The 13,617-nt window shown below is 65.7% G+C and carries 15 protein-coding genes; 5 read left to right on the plus strand and 10 right to left on the minus strand.

Annotated features, from left to right (window positions below):
- Nucleotide 1 precedes the first annotated feature (1 nt).
- From ACE3P6_RS09005 to ACE3P6_RS09040, 8 genes are all read right to left on the minus strand, one after another.
- Entirely contained in the window at nt 2-1,006 is a 1,005-nt protein-coding gene (locus ACE3P6_RS09005) for a branched-chain amino acid ABC transporter permease (protein WP_374393943.1), read from the minus strand.
- 33 nt (nt 1,007-1,039) lie between these two features.
- Nucleotides 1,040-1,396, minus strand: coding sequence for a hypothetical protein (locus ACE3P6_RS09010; RefSeq protein WP_374393946.1), 357 nt, complete (start codon nt 1,394-1,396; stop codon nt 1,040-1,042).
- A gap of 2 nt (nt 1,397-1,398) precedes the next feature.
- The gene (locus tag ACE3P6_RS09015; RefSeq protein ID WP_374393948.1) at nt 1,399-2,112 is read right to left on the minus strand and encodes an ABC transporter ATP-binding protein; all 714 of its coding nucleotides are present in this window, start codon (nt 2,110-2,112) and stop codon (nt 1,399-1,401) included.
- 67 nt (nt 2,113-2,179) lie between these two features.
- On the minus strand, nt 2,180-2,785 hold the full coding sequence (locus ACE3P6_RS09020; protein ID WP_374393950.1) for a hypothetical protein: 606 nt from the start codon (nt 2,783-2,785) through the stop codon (nt 2,180-2,182).
- Nucleotides 2,782-3,567 (minus strand): ABC transporter ATP-binding protein, encoded by a 786-nt coding sequence (locus ACE3P6_RS09025; protein ID WP_374393954.1) that lies wholly within the window; start codon nt 3,565-3,567, stop codon nt 2,782-2,784. Before ACE3P6_RS09025 ends, ACE3P6_RS09020 begins: the two co-directional genes overlap by 4 nt.
- A gap of 111 nt (nt 3,568-3,678) precedes the next feature.
- Nucleotides 3,679-4,881: an ABC transporter substrate-binding protein gene (locus ACE3P6_RS09030; RefSeq protein WP_374393956.1), complete on the minus strand. Its 1,203-nt coding sequence runs from the start codon at nt 4,879-4,881 to the stop codon at nt 3,679-3,681.
- Nucleotides 4,882-5,054: 173 nt separating this feature from the next.
- Nucleotides 5,055-6,251: an ABC transporter substrate-binding protein gene (locus tag ACE3P6_RS09035; protein WP_374393959.1), complete on the minus strand. Its 1,197-nt coding sequence runs from the start codon at nt 6,249-6,251 to the stop codon at nt 5,055-5,057.
- A gap of 296 nt (nt 6,252-6,547) precedes the next feature.
- Nucleotides 6,548-7,567 (minus strand): GlxA family transcriptional regulator, encoded by a 1,020-nt coding sequence (locus ACE3P6_RS09040; protein ID WP_374393962.1) that lies wholly within the window; start codon nt 7,565-7,567, stop codon nt 6,548-6,550.
- A gap of 155 nt (nt 7,568-7,722) precedes the next feature.
- On the opposite strand from ACE3P6_RS09040, the gene ACE3P6_RS09045 reads away from it, so the two are divergent.
- Complete coding sequence (locus tag ACE3P6_RS09045) at nt 7,723-9,093, plus strand: class II 3-deoxy-7-phosphoheptulonate synthase (protein ID WP_374393965.1); 1,371 nt, start codon at nt 7,723-7,725, stop codon at nt 9,091-9,093.
- Between the two features lie 49 nt (nt 9,094-9,142).
- On the opposite strand, the gene ACE3P6_RS09050 is transcribed toward ACE3P6_RS09045, so the two are convergent.
- Nucleotides 9,143-9,754, minus strand: coding sequence for a PAS domain-containing protein (locus ACE3P6_RS09050; protein WP_374393967.1), 612 nt, complete (start codon nt 9,752-9,754; stop codon nt 9,143-9,145).
- A gap of 143 nt (nt 9,755-9,897) precedes the next feature.
- Between ACE3P6_RS09050 and ACE3P6_RS09055 the strand changes: the two genes are divergently transcribed.
- Genes ACE3P6_RS09055 through ACE3P6_RS09065 form a run of 3 tightly spaced genes read left to right on the plus strand, consistent with a single transcriptional unit; the run spans nt 9,898 to nt 11,942 of the window.
- Nucleotides 9,898-10,791, plus strand: a complete 894-nt coding sequence (locus tag ACE3P6_RS09055; protein WP_374393970.1) for a YicC/YloC family endoribonuclease — start codon at nt 9,898-9,900, stop codon at nt 10,789-10,791.
- A gap of 3 nt (nt 10,792-10,794) precedes the next feature.
- On the plus strand, nt 10,795-11,427 hold the full coding sequence (gene gmk / locus ACE3P6_RS09060; RefSeq protein ID WP_374393973.1) for a guanylate kinase: 633 nt from the start codon (nt 10,795-10,797) through the stop codon (nt 11,425-11,427).
- On the plus strand, nt 11,424-11,942 hold the full coding sequence (locus tag ACE3P6_RS09065) for a gamma carbonic anhydrase family protein (RefSeq protein ID WP_374393976.1): 519 nt from the start codon (nt 11,424-11,426) through the stop codon (nt 11,940-11,942). The genes gmk and ACE3P6_RS09065 overlap by 4 nt, the downstream gene beginning before the upstream one ends.
- Here ACE3P6_RS09065 and ACE3P6_RS09070 read toward each other — a convergent pair.
- Complete coding sequence (locus ACE3P6_RS09070; RefSeq protein ID WP_374393977.1) at nt 11,928-12,278, minus strand: hypothetical protein; 351 nt, start codon at nt 12,276-12,278, stop codon at nt 11,928-11,930. The genes ACE3P6_RS09065 and ACE3P6_RS09070 overlap by 15 nt on opposite strands.
- A gap of 182 nt (nt 12,279-12,460) precedes the next feature.
- Between ACE3P6_RS09070 and ACE3P6_RS09075 the strand changes: the two genes are divergently transcribed.
- Nucleotides 12,461-13,477 (plus strand): sensor histidine kinase, encoded by a 1,017-nt coding sequence (locus tag ACE3P6_RS09075; RefSeq protein ID WP_374393980.1) that lies wholly within the window; start codon nt 12,461-12,463, stop codon nt 13,475-13,477.
- The last annotated feature ends 140 nt before the right edge of the window (nt 13,478-13,617 follow it).

Consider the following 13,617-nt stretch of genomic DNA (forward strand, 5'->3'; position numbering starts at 1 on the left):
GTCACTTGCCTCCGAAGATGCCCTGCGGGCGGAACAATAGGACCATGATCAGGATGGTGAAGCTGACCGCCACCTTGTAGTCGGTCGACAGCGCCTGGTAGAGTCCGTCGCCCAGCCAGTCCGCCGGGACCAGGTAGCCCAGCACCTTCTTCCAGGCGCTGGTGATGACCAGTTCCGAGAAGGCGACGATGAAGCTGCCGATCACCGCGCCCAGGGGCGAGCCGAGGCCCCCCACCACGGCGGCGGCGAACATCGGCATCAGGAGGCTGAAGTAGACGATCCCGCGATAGGATTTGTCGAGTCCGTAGAGCGTCCCCGCGATGCAGGCCAGCGCGCCCGCGATGATCCAGGTGATCGTGACCACACGTTCCGGGTTGATGCCGGACAAGAGTGCGAGGTCCTCGTTGTCGGAATAGGCCCGCATCGACTTGCCGGTCCGGGTCTTCTGCAGGAACCAGAAGAGAAGCGCGCAGCAAAGCAGCGCCGCGATGACGGAAATCGCCTGCGTGGTCTTGATCGCCAGCGGCTCGACCAACCCCGTCCAGGCCTTGAAATCCTGCGGGTTGAGCATCATCCGCGCGCCATCGGAGAAGTTCTGTTCCGACGTGCCGATGATCATGCGAACAAGGCCGTTCATCACGAACATCACCCCGGTCGAGACGATGACCACGATGATCGGCTTCGCCCTTTGCTTGCGGTAGAAGCGATAGACCGCCCGGTCGGTCGCCAGGACCATCGCGATGGTGACGAGGATCCCGAAGGGCAGGGCGAGGAGCGCGGTGGGCAGCGGGCCCGCCGTGATCCCCATCGACTGGAACCACCAGGTGAAGAGGATCACGAAAGCCGTCCCGAAGGCCATCGTGTCGCCATGCGCGAAGTTGGAAAAGCGCAGCACGCTGAAGATCAGCGTGATGCCAAGCGCCCCCAGCGCCAGCTGGCTGCCATAGGCAAGGCCCGGCACGACGATGAAGTTCAGGAAGGCGACAAGGGCGTTGAGAATGTCCATCGGGTCACGGGTCCAAGGTGTCGGGGGGCAGGCTCAGCCGCCGGTGGCGACGCAGGCACCCTCGCCGCTGATGGCGACCGGGCCTGCGGCATGGGCGGTGAAGAGGAACTTGCCGTCCTGGAAGATGCTGACCATGCCCGACATCCCCGCTTGCGGCGGCATGACCAGCACCAGCTCGCCCGTGTCGTCGATGTGGCCTGCGTCGAAAGCCTGCCAGGTCTGCCCGCCCGAGGCCACCGACCAGGTGTCGCCGGTCTGTTCGATCACGAAGGGACCGCCTGCATAGGCCTCGCAGGCGCCGCCGCCGCACTGGCGGTCGACCTTGCATTCAAAACCGGCAAGGGCCGGGGCGGGAAGAAGGGCCAGCAGGGCCAGGACAGTGCGTTTCATCATCAGCCTCCAAGGAAAGATTTGCGGACCTCCGGGTCGGCCAAAAGGGCCGCTCCGGTGTCGGTGTAGCGGTTGCGGCCCTGGACCAGCACGAAACCCTTGTCCGCGATCTCCAGCGCCTGCCGCGCGTTCTGTTCCACCATCAGGATGGAAATCCCGCTGCGGGCGATCTCGATGATGCGGTCGAACAGCTCGTCCATCACGATGGGGCTGACGCCTGCCGTGGGTTCGTCCAGCATCAGGACGCGCGGTTGCGTCATCAGCGCGCGACCGACCGCGACCTGCTGGCGCTGGCCACCCGAAAGCTCCCCCGCTTTCTGGAAGCGCTTCTGCTTCAGGATCGGGAAGAGGCCGTAGATCTGCTCCATCGTGTCGCGGATCCTGTCGTCCTCGCGGATGAAGGCGCCCATCTCCAGGTTTTCCTCCACCGTCATGCCGGTGAAGATGTTGTGGGTCTGCGGCACGAAGCCCATGCCCTTGCGCACGCGGGCCTGCGGGGACAGGCCGGTGATGTCCTCGCCATTCAGTTTCACGCTGCCCTGGCGCAGGTTCAGCATCCCGAAGACCGCCTTCATCGCGGTGGATTTCCCCGCGCCGTTCGGGCCGACGATGACCGCGATCTCGCCCGGCTCCACCGCCAGGGTGCAGGAATGCAGGATGTCGACCGCGCCGTAGCCGCCGGTCATGTTCTCGCCGATCAGGAAGGGTGCGCTCATTCGGGTTGGTCCAGTTGCAGGGCGGCCAGCAGGCCGACATGGACTTGCTGATGGGGGACGATAGTCGTCATTCGGCAAGCTTCGTGTTGGTCAGGAGATCGGCCTGATACCCCGCGTGCTGCGGTGTGTATTCGTTGCCGATGGCATAGGTCATGATCTGCATGACCCGCTTCGGCTCGACGAAGACCGCGTTGGCGAAGACCACGTCGACCCCGTTGAGTGCGACCTTGTAGATCACGGTGTCGCCGGTCAGCCTCCCCAGCTTCGCCGGTTGCACGTCGACGACTTCGGCGGTGTTGCCAGTCGCCATCTTCGCATTGTCCAGTACGACCTGACGCATGAAGTCGGCGGTGATCCCGTCATCGCTGCCCAGGTCCTCGATCAGGTATTGCGCATAGTGGCGGGCGTCGATCCGGTAGGCGGCGTTGATCTCGGGGCTGGCTTCGGGCGAGGGCTTCCAGCCTAGCGAGCCGTTGCAGAACTGCACCCCGGGGGTGATGTCCGTGCAGCCCACCGTCGCGGCACTGCTGGTCACATCCGCGTATTTCCAGGTGCCGTCGTCGAAGAGCGTTACGGTCTTGCCGTCAACCACGGCTTTCCCGACCGCCGATTGGGCCAGCACCGGGATCGGGGCAGCAAGGCACCCTGCCAGCAGAAGGATGGTCAGCCTCACGCCGCGCCCTCCTTCAGCTTGTTCTTCAATCCGCGACCGAGATAGGCCTCGATCACCCGTTCGTCGTTCTTGACCTGGTCGACCGAGCCTTCGGCCAGCACCTTGCCCTCGGCCATCACGATCACCGGGTCGCAGAGGCGGGCGATGAAATCCATGTCGTGCTCGATCACGCAGAAGGTATAGCCGCGTTCCTTGTTCAGCCGCACGATGGCATCGCCGATGGTGTTGAGAAGCGTCCGGTTCACCCCTGCGCCGACTTCGTCCAGGAAGACGATCTTGGCGTCCACCATCATCGTGCGGCCCAGTTCCACCAGCTTCTTCTGCCCGCCCGAGATCATCCCGGCCTTCTGGTCGGCGATATGGCTGATGGTCAGGAACTCCAGCACCTCGTCGGCCTTCGCCCGGATGCGCTCCTCTTCCTCGGCAACCGCCCCGCGCGAGAAAAGCGCGTTCCACAGCTTCTCGCCGGTCTGGCGCGGCGGGACCATCATCAGGTTCTCGCGAACGGTCATGCTGCTGAATTCATGGGCGATCTGGAAGGTGCGCAAGAGCCCCTTGTCGAACAGCTTGTGCGGCGGCAGGCCGGTGATGTCCTCGCCGTCCATGAAGACCTGGCCGCTCGTCGCGTCATAGCGCCCGGCGATCACGTTGAAAAGCGTGGTCTTCCCCGCGCCGTTCGGGCCGATCAGCCCGGTGATCGAGCCGGTCCTGATCTCCAGCGACGCGCCGTCGACGGCGTGAAAACCGCCGAAATGCTTGTGCAGATTCTCGACCCTGATCATGTACTTCCCCCGGACGACCTGCCGCTTCCGCTTCCCCGCGTGCGTGGCCTTTTCTGGATCTTCTAGTCGTCGGCCCGAGGTTTCCCCCGGGCCGATGTCGTCATTCCCGGATCAGCGGTAGCCCACCGAGACCCACTTGCCGTCCTTGATCTCGTCTTCCGAGAACGTGCCCGAGGCATCGCCGCCGTCCAGCAGCGTCACGCCGGTCGCGCCGTCATAGTCGATGGCGGTGCCCGCAGCGATCAGCTCCAGCGCCTTGCCAAGCTCACCAGCCTTGATCTTGGTGCCCGACCCGTCCGCCGGACCGTTGGCGATTTCCATCACCTTGTCCTTGTAGACCTTCGGGTCGGTGGAATTCGCCGCCTGCATCGCCAGCATGATCAGCGCCGCCGCGTCGTAGGAGTTGGCAGAGAAGTTGGTCGAGCCGTCGAAGGACGGATCGGCCGCCTTGGCCAGGTCCAGGAAGGCGGTATAGCCATCCGAGGCCGACGAGGCATGCTGTCCGAACGAGCCGTTCAGCGGCGCGCCGATGGCGGCGATCAGGCTTTCGCCATACATCCCGCCGGGCAGACCGAAGGTGGTGAAGGCGCCACTGTCGACTGCCGCCTGGATGATGCCCTTGCCGCCCTGGTCGATGTAGCCCGCCACGACCAGCACGTCACCGCCCGCCGCCGCGAGCGCACCGACTTCTGCCGAATAGTCGGCCTTGCCGTCGTCATGGCTGGCGTTGATCGTCACGGTGCCGCCCTTGGCGGTGAAGGCATTGGCGATGGCTTCCGCCAGGCCCTTGCCGTAGTCGCTGTTGGAATAGGTCAGCGCGATCGACTTGACGCCGCGCGCTTCCAGGATATCGGCCATCACCACGCCTTCGCGGGCGTCGGACGGCACGGTGCGGAAGAAGAGCCCGTCGTCGGGGTCGGTGGTCAGCGCGGGCGAGGTGGCCGAGGGCGAGACCATCACCATGCCGTTCGGCATCGCGAGGTTGGTCAGCACCGCGCGGGTCACGCCCGAGCAGTCGCCGCCGACGATGCCCTTCACGCCTTCGACGGTGATCAGGCGCTCGGCCGCAGCCGTCGCCGCCGCTGCGTCGATGCAGGTGGAATCGGCGCGGATCGACTGGAATACCCAGCCATTCGCCGCCTTGCCGGAATCGTTGACCTCCTTGATCGCGAGGTCGACCGCCGCGAACATGTTCGGTGCGATGCTCTCGATCGGGCCGGTGATGCCCAGAAGCGTGCCGATCTTGACGTCTTCCGCGACCGCAGCGCCTGCGATCAGCGAGATGGCCGAAGCGGCCAGTAGCAGTTTCTTCATAACAGCCTTCCTTTTTGGAACAAGTCCGCTGGCCACCCTATTCTTGGGCGCAACAGAAGAAAAGGGTCCGCCCGATCAAGGCAGAGCACTGCAAACCCTGGGACTTGCACGGTCTTGGCGACCTTGCCCCGTTGTGACGGGGCAAGGCCGGGATCAGGCGCCGTGACGCCGGATCAGCGGAACTGGACGGTCTCGTACTTGCCGTCCTTGACCACGAACTCCTTGTAGCGGCCAGCCGATTCCCCCGGTCCGATCAGGGTCACGCCCGAAGCGCCGTCGTAGTCGATGGCGGTGCCGGCTGCGATCAGCTCCAGCGCCTTGCCCAGCTCGCCCGGAAGGATCTTGACGCCGGAACCGTCAGCCGGCCCGTTGGCGATCTCCATGATCTTTTCCTTGTAGACGTTCGAGTCGGTCGAGCCCGAAGCCTCCATCGCCAGCATGATCAGCGCGGCGGCGTCATAGCTTTCCATCGTGTAGGGCGAGGTGGCGTCATAGGCCGGATCGTTCTTCTTGCCCATTTCCGCCAGGATCGCCGCGCCGGGGCTGTCGGACTGCGCCACCTGGCCGTAGGAGCCGTCGAGCGCCGGGCCGATCGCTGCGGGCAGCGAATCGCCGACCATGCCGCCCGGCAGGCCGAAGGTGGTGAAGGCGCCCGAGTCGAGCGAGGCCTGGATGATGCCCTTGCCGCCCTGGTCCAGATAGCCTGCGACGACAAGGATATCGCCCCCCGCCGCGGCCAGCGCCGCGACTTCCGCCGAATAGTCGGCCTTGCCGTCGTCATGGGCAGCGTTGATCGTCACGGTGCCGCCCTGGGCGGTGAAACCGGCGGCGATCGCTTCGGCCAGTCCCTTGCCGTAGTCCGAGTTGGAATAGGTCAGCGCGATGGACTTCACGCCTTTTTCCTTCAGGATCTCGCCCATGACTTCACCTTCGCGCGCGTCCGAGGGCGCGGTGCGGAAGAAGAGGCCATTGTCCGGGTCGGCAGTCAGAGCGGGCGAGGTCGCCGAGGGCGAGACCATCACGATGCCGTTCGGCATGGCGACGTTGGTCAGCATCGCGCGGGTGACGCCCGAGCAGTCGCCGCCGATGATGCCCTTGACGCCTTCCGCGGTGATCGCGCGTTCAGCGGCAGCGGTCGCGGCAGCGGCGTCGGTGCAGGTGTCATCGCCACGCACCGAGGAGTAGGTGTTCTTCGCCTTGCCCGAAGCGTTCACTTCGGCCATCGCGGCTTCGGCCGCGTTCGCCATGTGCCCGGTCAAGGATTCGATGGGGCCGGTGAAGCCGATGAGGATGCCGATCTTGACGTCCTCGGCGGACACGGCACCAGCCATCAGCGCGCAGGCCGAAGCGGCCAGCAGAAGTTTCTTCATTTATTGTATCTCCCTGTTTGGATCGAAATCCTGTGCCGACCGTAGTGGGATGCGTTCCAAAAGGGAAGCCATATTTTGTCGACATCCTGTCGACGCAAAAATGACCCGCCAGTCGACATGGCATGCGGCAGCGCCACATTTCAGGGTTGTGCGCTCCGTCCGCCGGGGCAGAAACCATACCGTCCAGGGAAGGGAACGAAATCAGCGCTCTGCCACCGGGGCAGGGGATGCGACACGCAAAAGTGGGCGCCTGTCCCTGCCATTGCGGGGGGCATCCGGATGAGCCCCGGCAAGGGTCAGATCGACAACCGCACCGGCACGACGCTGGGCATGCCTTGCGTCCCGCGTTCACGGTAGGGCGTGGTGCTGTAGTGGCTGCGGTAGCATTTCGAGAAATGCGAGGGCGAGGCAAAGCCGCAGGCCAGCGCCACGTTGATCACGCTCATGTCGGTCTGCATCAGAAGGTTGCGCGCCTTCTGCAGCCGCAGTTCCATGTAGTAGCGCTTGGGTGAGCGGTTCAGGTAGCGGCGGAACAGCCGCTCCAGCTGGCGGGTGGACATGCCCACCTCCTCGGCCAGGTCGGCGGGCGACATCGGGTCCTCGATGTTGCCCTCCATCATCTGGATGACCTGGCTGAGTTTCGGATGCCGCACCCCGATCCGGGTCGGGATCGACAGGCGCTGGGTGTCCTGGTCGGTGCGGATGGTGGAATAGATCAGCTGGTCGGCCACCGTGTTCGCCAGGTCCTCGCCATGATCCGCAGCGATGATCTTCAGCATCAGGTCCAGCGAGGAAATCCCCCCCGCCGTGGTCCAGCGGTTGCCGTCCATGACGTAGACCGACTTCGTCAGCTTCACATCCTCGAATTCTTCCGAGAATCCGTCCTGGTTTTCCCAGTGGATCGTCGCCTTCTTCCCGTCCAAGAGCCCCGCCTTCGCCAGCGCATGCCCGCCGGTGCAGATGCCCGCGATGGTCACCCCGCGCCGGGCTTCGCGCCGCAGCCAGCTGACGATGCCCTTGGTCGTGGTGCGCTGCACGTCGATGCCGCCGCAGACCAGAACCGTGTCCTCGCGGTCCATCTCCTCCAGCCCCATGTCCAGCCGGAAGGTCGCGCCGTTCGAACAGGACTTCTCGCTGCCCTCGCCGCAGAGAACCCAGGAATAGAGCGGCTCGCCCGACACGCGGTTGGCAATCCGCAGGGGTTCGATCGCACCGGCGAAGGAGATCATCGTGAACTTGTCGAGAAGCACGAAGACGAAGCGCCGGGTCGTCGTGGTCTTCTGCGTCTGGGTAGCCTTGCGGGGGGCAAGCGTCATGTCTGCGACCTGAGAATGTCGTTTGCGGGCTATGGAACCTCAAATTCCGCCCCTCCGCAAGGGCCGAAACCACCTGTTTTCGCCCAATCGCCCTTTGCAAAGGCGGAAACCGGGGCGTATACCGCAGGCCGATTGCACGGGACCGGAGTGGTACGATGACCAAGGGATGGACGAAAACGGCATGGCGCGCGAAACCGCGGATCCAGATGCCGGATTATCCCGACCAGAAGGCGCTGAACGTGGTCGAGGCGCAGTTGGCGAAATATCCCCCGCTGGTCTTCGCGGGCGAGGCGCGGCGGCTGAAGAAGCAGCTGGCACTGGCTGCCGAAGGCAAGGCCTTCCTCTTGCAGGGCGGCGACTGTGCCGAGAGCTTTGCCGAGTTCAGCGCCGACAACATCCGCGATACCTTCCGCGTCATGCTGCAGATGGCGGTGGTGCTGACCTATGCCGCCAAGGTGCCGGTCATCAAGGTCGGCCGCATGGCCGGCCAGTTCGCCAAGCCGCGCAGCGCGCCGACCGAGATGGTGGGCGGCGTGGAAATGCCGTCCTACAAGGGCGACATCATCAACGGTTTCGAGCCGACGCCCGAGGCCCGCATCCCCGATCCGAACCGGATGCTGCAGGCCTATACCCAGGCCGCCGCCTCGCTGAACCTTCTGCGCGCCTTCTCCACCGGCGGTTTCGCCGACATCCATCGGGTGCATAGCTGGACGCTGGGCTTCGCCGAGCATGACAAGGCCGAGCGTTACCGCGAGATGGCGAACCGCATTTCCGACGCGCTCGACTTCATGAACGCGGCCGGAGTCAACAGCGACACCGCGAACGAACTTTCGCGCGTCGACTTCTACACCAGCCACGAAGCGCTGCTGCTGGAATACGAGGAGGCGCTCTGCCGGGTCGACTCGATCACCGGGCAGAACGTTGCAGGCTCCGGCCACATGATCTGGATCGGCGACCGCACCCGCCAGCCGGACGGCGCGCATGTCGAATTCGCGCGCGGGGTGTTGAACCCGATCGGGCTGAAATGCGGGCCTTCCACCACCGCCGACGACCTCAAGGTCCTGATGGCCAAGCTGAACCCGGAAAACGAGCCGGGCCGCCTGACCCTGATCGCCCGCTTCGGCGCGGGCAAGGTGGGTGAACACCTGCCGCGCCTGATCAAGACGGTGCAGTCCGAAGGCGCCAACGTGGTCTGGTCCTGCGACCCGATGCATGGCAACACGATCAAGGCCGCCTCGGGCTACAAGACCCGGCCCTTCGATTCCGTCCTGCGCGAAGTCCGCGAGTTCTTCGCGATCCACAAGGCCGAGGGCACCGTCCCCGGCGGCGTGCATTTCGAGATGACGGGTCAGGATGTGACCGAATGCACCGGCGGGTTGCGCGCCGTCAGTGACGAGAACCTCGCCGACCGCTACCACACCGCCTGCGACCCGCGGCTCAATGCCTCGCAGTCGCTGGAGCTGGCCTTCCTGGTGGCGGAAGAGCTGTCCTCGCAACGCGAAGCCGCCCGGCGCGTCGCGCTGTAAGCTTCCGGTTGGTCGAACGGATCAGGCGGTGGGGAAACCCGCCGCCTTGTCATTCGGTGCTGTGAACCAGCGCCAGATGACCATAGCGGCGGATCGGCTTCGGCGGCGGCGCCTCAACCGTCAAGGCAGCGGGAGGCGGCATTGTCTCCTCGCGCCGCGCCCGGATCTGGAACTTGCAGCGCACGGCCCCGGCGATGAAACTGATGGCCCCAAGCAGCAGCTTCCGATCCGACACGTCGGCCAGCGGCAAGAGAAGCAGGCGTGCGATCACCGTCTCGCCCCCCAGCCGGTCGGACCCAAGGTCAAGCTCTACTGCGGCGGGGCCCGAGAAGACGCTTTCGACGCATTGGGCGAGGAGCGGCCGCGAGTCCGCGGCGAAGAGGCAGGACAGCGGCAATCCGCGCACATCCATTCCGGCGAAATCGCCCAGCCCGGACCCCGCGACGCGCAGTTGCACCAGCCCCCGGCCGATGCGTTCGGCCAGGAAGACGCGGTCCAGCACCCCGCCCAGCCCGCGCGGATCAAGCGCCGAGCGCTGCGGCAGGCCGTCCTCGCTGCGCAACCCCTCCCAATAGGCGCGGACCTGGGCAAGTCCGTCGAAGACCGGCAGGGGCGGCTGGTCGCGGCGTGTGCGGAACCGGTCAAGAAAGCTCAGCGTCATCTTTGTCACCACCTCCCGCATCCCGGCCCTTGCGGGGGGCCCGCCCGTCGCGCCATGAAGGGAAAATACCCCGGACCGGCAGGATTCGGGCGAAAATCTAATCAAATGGTAAATACCGCACTCGGCGGTTGAATGAGGGCCCCATGATCTCGATGACAGGTTTCGCGGCCCGGCGTGGCGCGGGCGCGGGCTACACCTGGGTCTGGGACCTGCGGTCGGTCAACGGCAAGGGGCTGGACCTGCGGCTCCGGGTGCCGGACTGGGTCGACGGGCTGGAACCGACGATCCGGGCCGAGCTGCAAAAGGCGGCGACGCGCGGAAACCTCAGCCTGACGCTGAAGGTCACCCAGGATGAGACACGCGACGCAAGCAGCTACCGGCTGAACGAAGCGGCGCTGGCAGCCGCCTTGTCGGCCCTGTCCCGGGTCGAAGGCGCCGCGATGGATGCGGGCGTAACCCTGCGCCAGCCAACTGCGGCGGATGTGCTCACTCTGCGCGGCGTGATCGACGCGGCGACGCAGGAAACCGATACCGCGCCCCTGCGCGCGGCCCTGCTCGCCGACCTGCCGGGCCTGCTGGCCGACTTCGCCGCGATGCGGGCCGCCGAGGGCCGCGCTCTGGCGACGGTGCTGGGGGGGCAGCTTGACCGCATCGCCACACTGACCGCCGAGGCAGGCCGCGAAACCGCCGCCCGCGCCGCGACCCAGGCCGACAGCCTGCGCGACGGGCTGGCGCGCATCCTGGCGGCAACCGATGCCGTCGACCCGTCACGCCTTGCCCAGGAGCTTGCGCTGCTGGCGGTCAAGACCGACGTGACCGAAGAGCTTGACCGCCTCTCCGCCCATGTCACCGCCGCCCGTGTCCTTGTCGCCGACCCGGCCCCGGCGGGCCGCAAGCTGGATTTCCTGATGCAGGAATTCATGCGTGAGGCGAATACCCTGTGCTCCAAGGCGCAGTCGCTGGCGCTGACCCGGATCGGCCTTGACCTGAAAACCGTGATAGACCAGATGCGCGAGCAGGTTCAGAATGTGGAATGACGCATGACCCGGCGCGGGCTTCTTCTCATCCTTTCTTCGCCTTCGGGCGCCGGAAAATCGACCTTGTCCCGGATGCTGATGGCCTGGGACCCGACGATGCGCTTCTCGGTTTCTGCCACCACGCGGAGACCCCGACCGGGAGAAGAGGACGGGCGCGAATACTATTTCCGCTCGCGGGGTGAGTTCGAGGCCCTGGTCGCGCAAGGCGAGATGCTGGAACATGCCGAGGTTTTCGGCAATTTCTACGGCTCGCCCCGCGCCCCGGTCGAAGCGGCCATGCTGGCGGGCAGCGACACCGTCTTCGACATCGACTGGCAGGGTGGCCAGCAGGTGAAACATGCGATGCGCGGCGACGTGGTCTCGATCTTCATCCTGCCGCCCTCCATCGCCGAGCTGGATCGCCGCCTTCGCTCGCGCGCGCAGGACAGTGATGAGGTGATAGCCGGTCGCATGGCGAAAAGCCGCGACGAGATCAGCCACTGGGCGGAATATGACTATGTGCTGGTGAATGACGATCTTGAGGTAACCTTCGACCGGCTCAAGACCATCCTTACCGCCGAACGGCTGAAACGCGACCGCCAGCCGCAGCTTTCCGCCTTCGTCCGTGAGCTATACGAGGAGTTCGAAGCCCGATGATTTACGCCCTCGACGGTATCGCCCCCAGCATCGCCCCCTCCGCCTGGGTTGCCGATGAAGCCACGCTGATCGGCAAGGTGATCGTGGAAGCCGATGCCTCCATCTGGTTCGGCGCGGTGATCCGCGGCGACAATGAGGAGATCCGGGTCGGCGCCGGAACCAACGTGCAGGAGAACGCAGTCCTGCACACCGACATGGGCTATCCCCTGACCATCGGCGCCAACTGCACCATCGGCCACAAGGCCATGCTGCACGGCTGCACCATCGGCGAGGGCACGCTGATCGGCATGGGGGCGACCGTCCTGAACGGCGCGAAGATCGGCAAGGGCTGCCTGATCGGCGCTTGCGCACTGATCACCGAGGGGAAGGAGATCCCGGACGGCGCGCTGGTGATGGGGTCACCCGGCAAGGTTGTGCGACAGCTGGACGAGACCGCGCGGGCGAAGCTCTTCGCCTCTGCCGCCGGCTACCAGGCCAATGCCCGGCGCTTCAAGGCCGGCCTAAGCCCCGCCTGACTCGGGCGGGCCTTCCTCGATCAGCTCGATGGTGATGCCCTGACGCGCCGCATGGCTGCGAAGCTCCCGCAGGACGATCTGCCGGTTCGGCAGCTTGGGCGCCACCACGCGCAACAGCTTGCGATAGTCCTGCGCCCCCAGGCGTTCGATAATTTCCAGCGCATCGAAGGTCTTGCAGAACAAGGGTGTCACGACCAGTTCCAGCCCGGCGGGCAGCGGAAGAAAGCCGTCGAAATCGCCAAGCTCGATCGAGGCGAACTCCTCCGGACGCAGACTGCCCTCGGCCGCCTTCGCCTCCGGAATACCGATGACCAGACACCTGAGCTTTTGCGACATCTCTCCACCTCTCATCAAGTGAGGCGCCGCCAAATCGTCTGTCTTCAGGACTCGCGTCGGGGCCGACCATTGCTCCGGTCAAAGGCCGGCACCGCACCGCGTTACATGTACAACCGGGAATTTACTGGTATTCCCGCGCAAGACAAGGCCTGCTTCCACAATCATGGGGAGAAGTCGCGCGAATGACCGAGCCTGAGCTTCAGCGCCTGTTGTCCGGCCTGCCGCTGCCCGCGATGCTGGTCCGGCATGACGATCAGGTCCTGGCCGTGAACGCCCCCGGCCACGCGCTTCTGGGCGACGGCATCACTGGCCGCCACCCCGCGATGGCCGTCCGCGCGCCTGCGGTGCTGGAGGCGATGGCGGCAGTGGCCCGCGATGGTGGCGTGCAGGAGAGCCGGATGGTGCTCCGCCGCGACGGGCAGGAGGCGGTGCTGCAGGTCACCCTCTCCGACCAGGGCGAGGGGTTGGTGCTGGCCGTCTTCCGCGACGCGACCGAGGAGGAGCGGGCGGGCGAGATGCGGCGGGATTTCGTGGCCAACGTCTCCCATGAACTGCGCACGCCCCTGACCGCGCTGATGGGCTTCATCGAGACGCTGAAGAATGCCGCGAAGGACGACCCCGCCGCGCGGCAGCGGTTCCTCGGGATCATGGAGGCCGAGGCGGGGCGGATGAACCGGCTGGTGCGCGACCTTCTCCAGCTTTCCCGGGTGGAGGCGGAGGAGCGGGTGCGCCCGAAGGAGGCGGTGGACCTGCGGGGGCTGCTGGAGGGTGTGATCTCCGCGCTGAAGGGGGTGGCGGAGCGTAAGGGGGACCGGGTGGAGCTGGTGGGGGAGGCGGTGACGGTGCCGGGGGATCATGACCAGCTGGTGCAGGTTTTCACCAACCTGATCGAGAACGCGCTGAAATACGGGGGCGCGGGGCAGGTGGTGCGGGTCTCGCTTGCCCCGGAGGAGACGGTGCGCGGCCCGGCGGTGCGGGTCGAGGTCGTGGACGAGGGGGAGGGGATCGATCCGGTCCACCTGCCGCGGCTGACCGAGCGGTTCTACCGGGTCGATTCCCATCGATCCCGCGAGATGGGGGGGACGGGGCTGGGGCTGGCCATCGTGAAGCACATCGTGAGCCGCCACCGGGGCTGGCTGCGGGTGGAGAGCGTGGTGGACGAGGGGAGCCGGTTCTCGGTGGTGCTGCCGGTGGGGTGAGGTGGGGGCCGCAAAGGACTCCGGCTGTCCACGGTGGACATTTTCGGATTATGGTTTGCAAGCAATGGGTTGCGCGTGGGCGATAGGGGTTTATTAAGGGGGTGGTTAATGAAGTCAATATTGCGGAGATTCGGCTTTCA

Source organism: Tabrizicola sp. (genome assembly GCF_041911175.1).
Taxonomy (GTDB): domain Bacteria; phylum Pseudomonadota; class Alphaproteobacteria; order Rhodobacterales; family Rhodobacteraceae; genus Tabrizicola.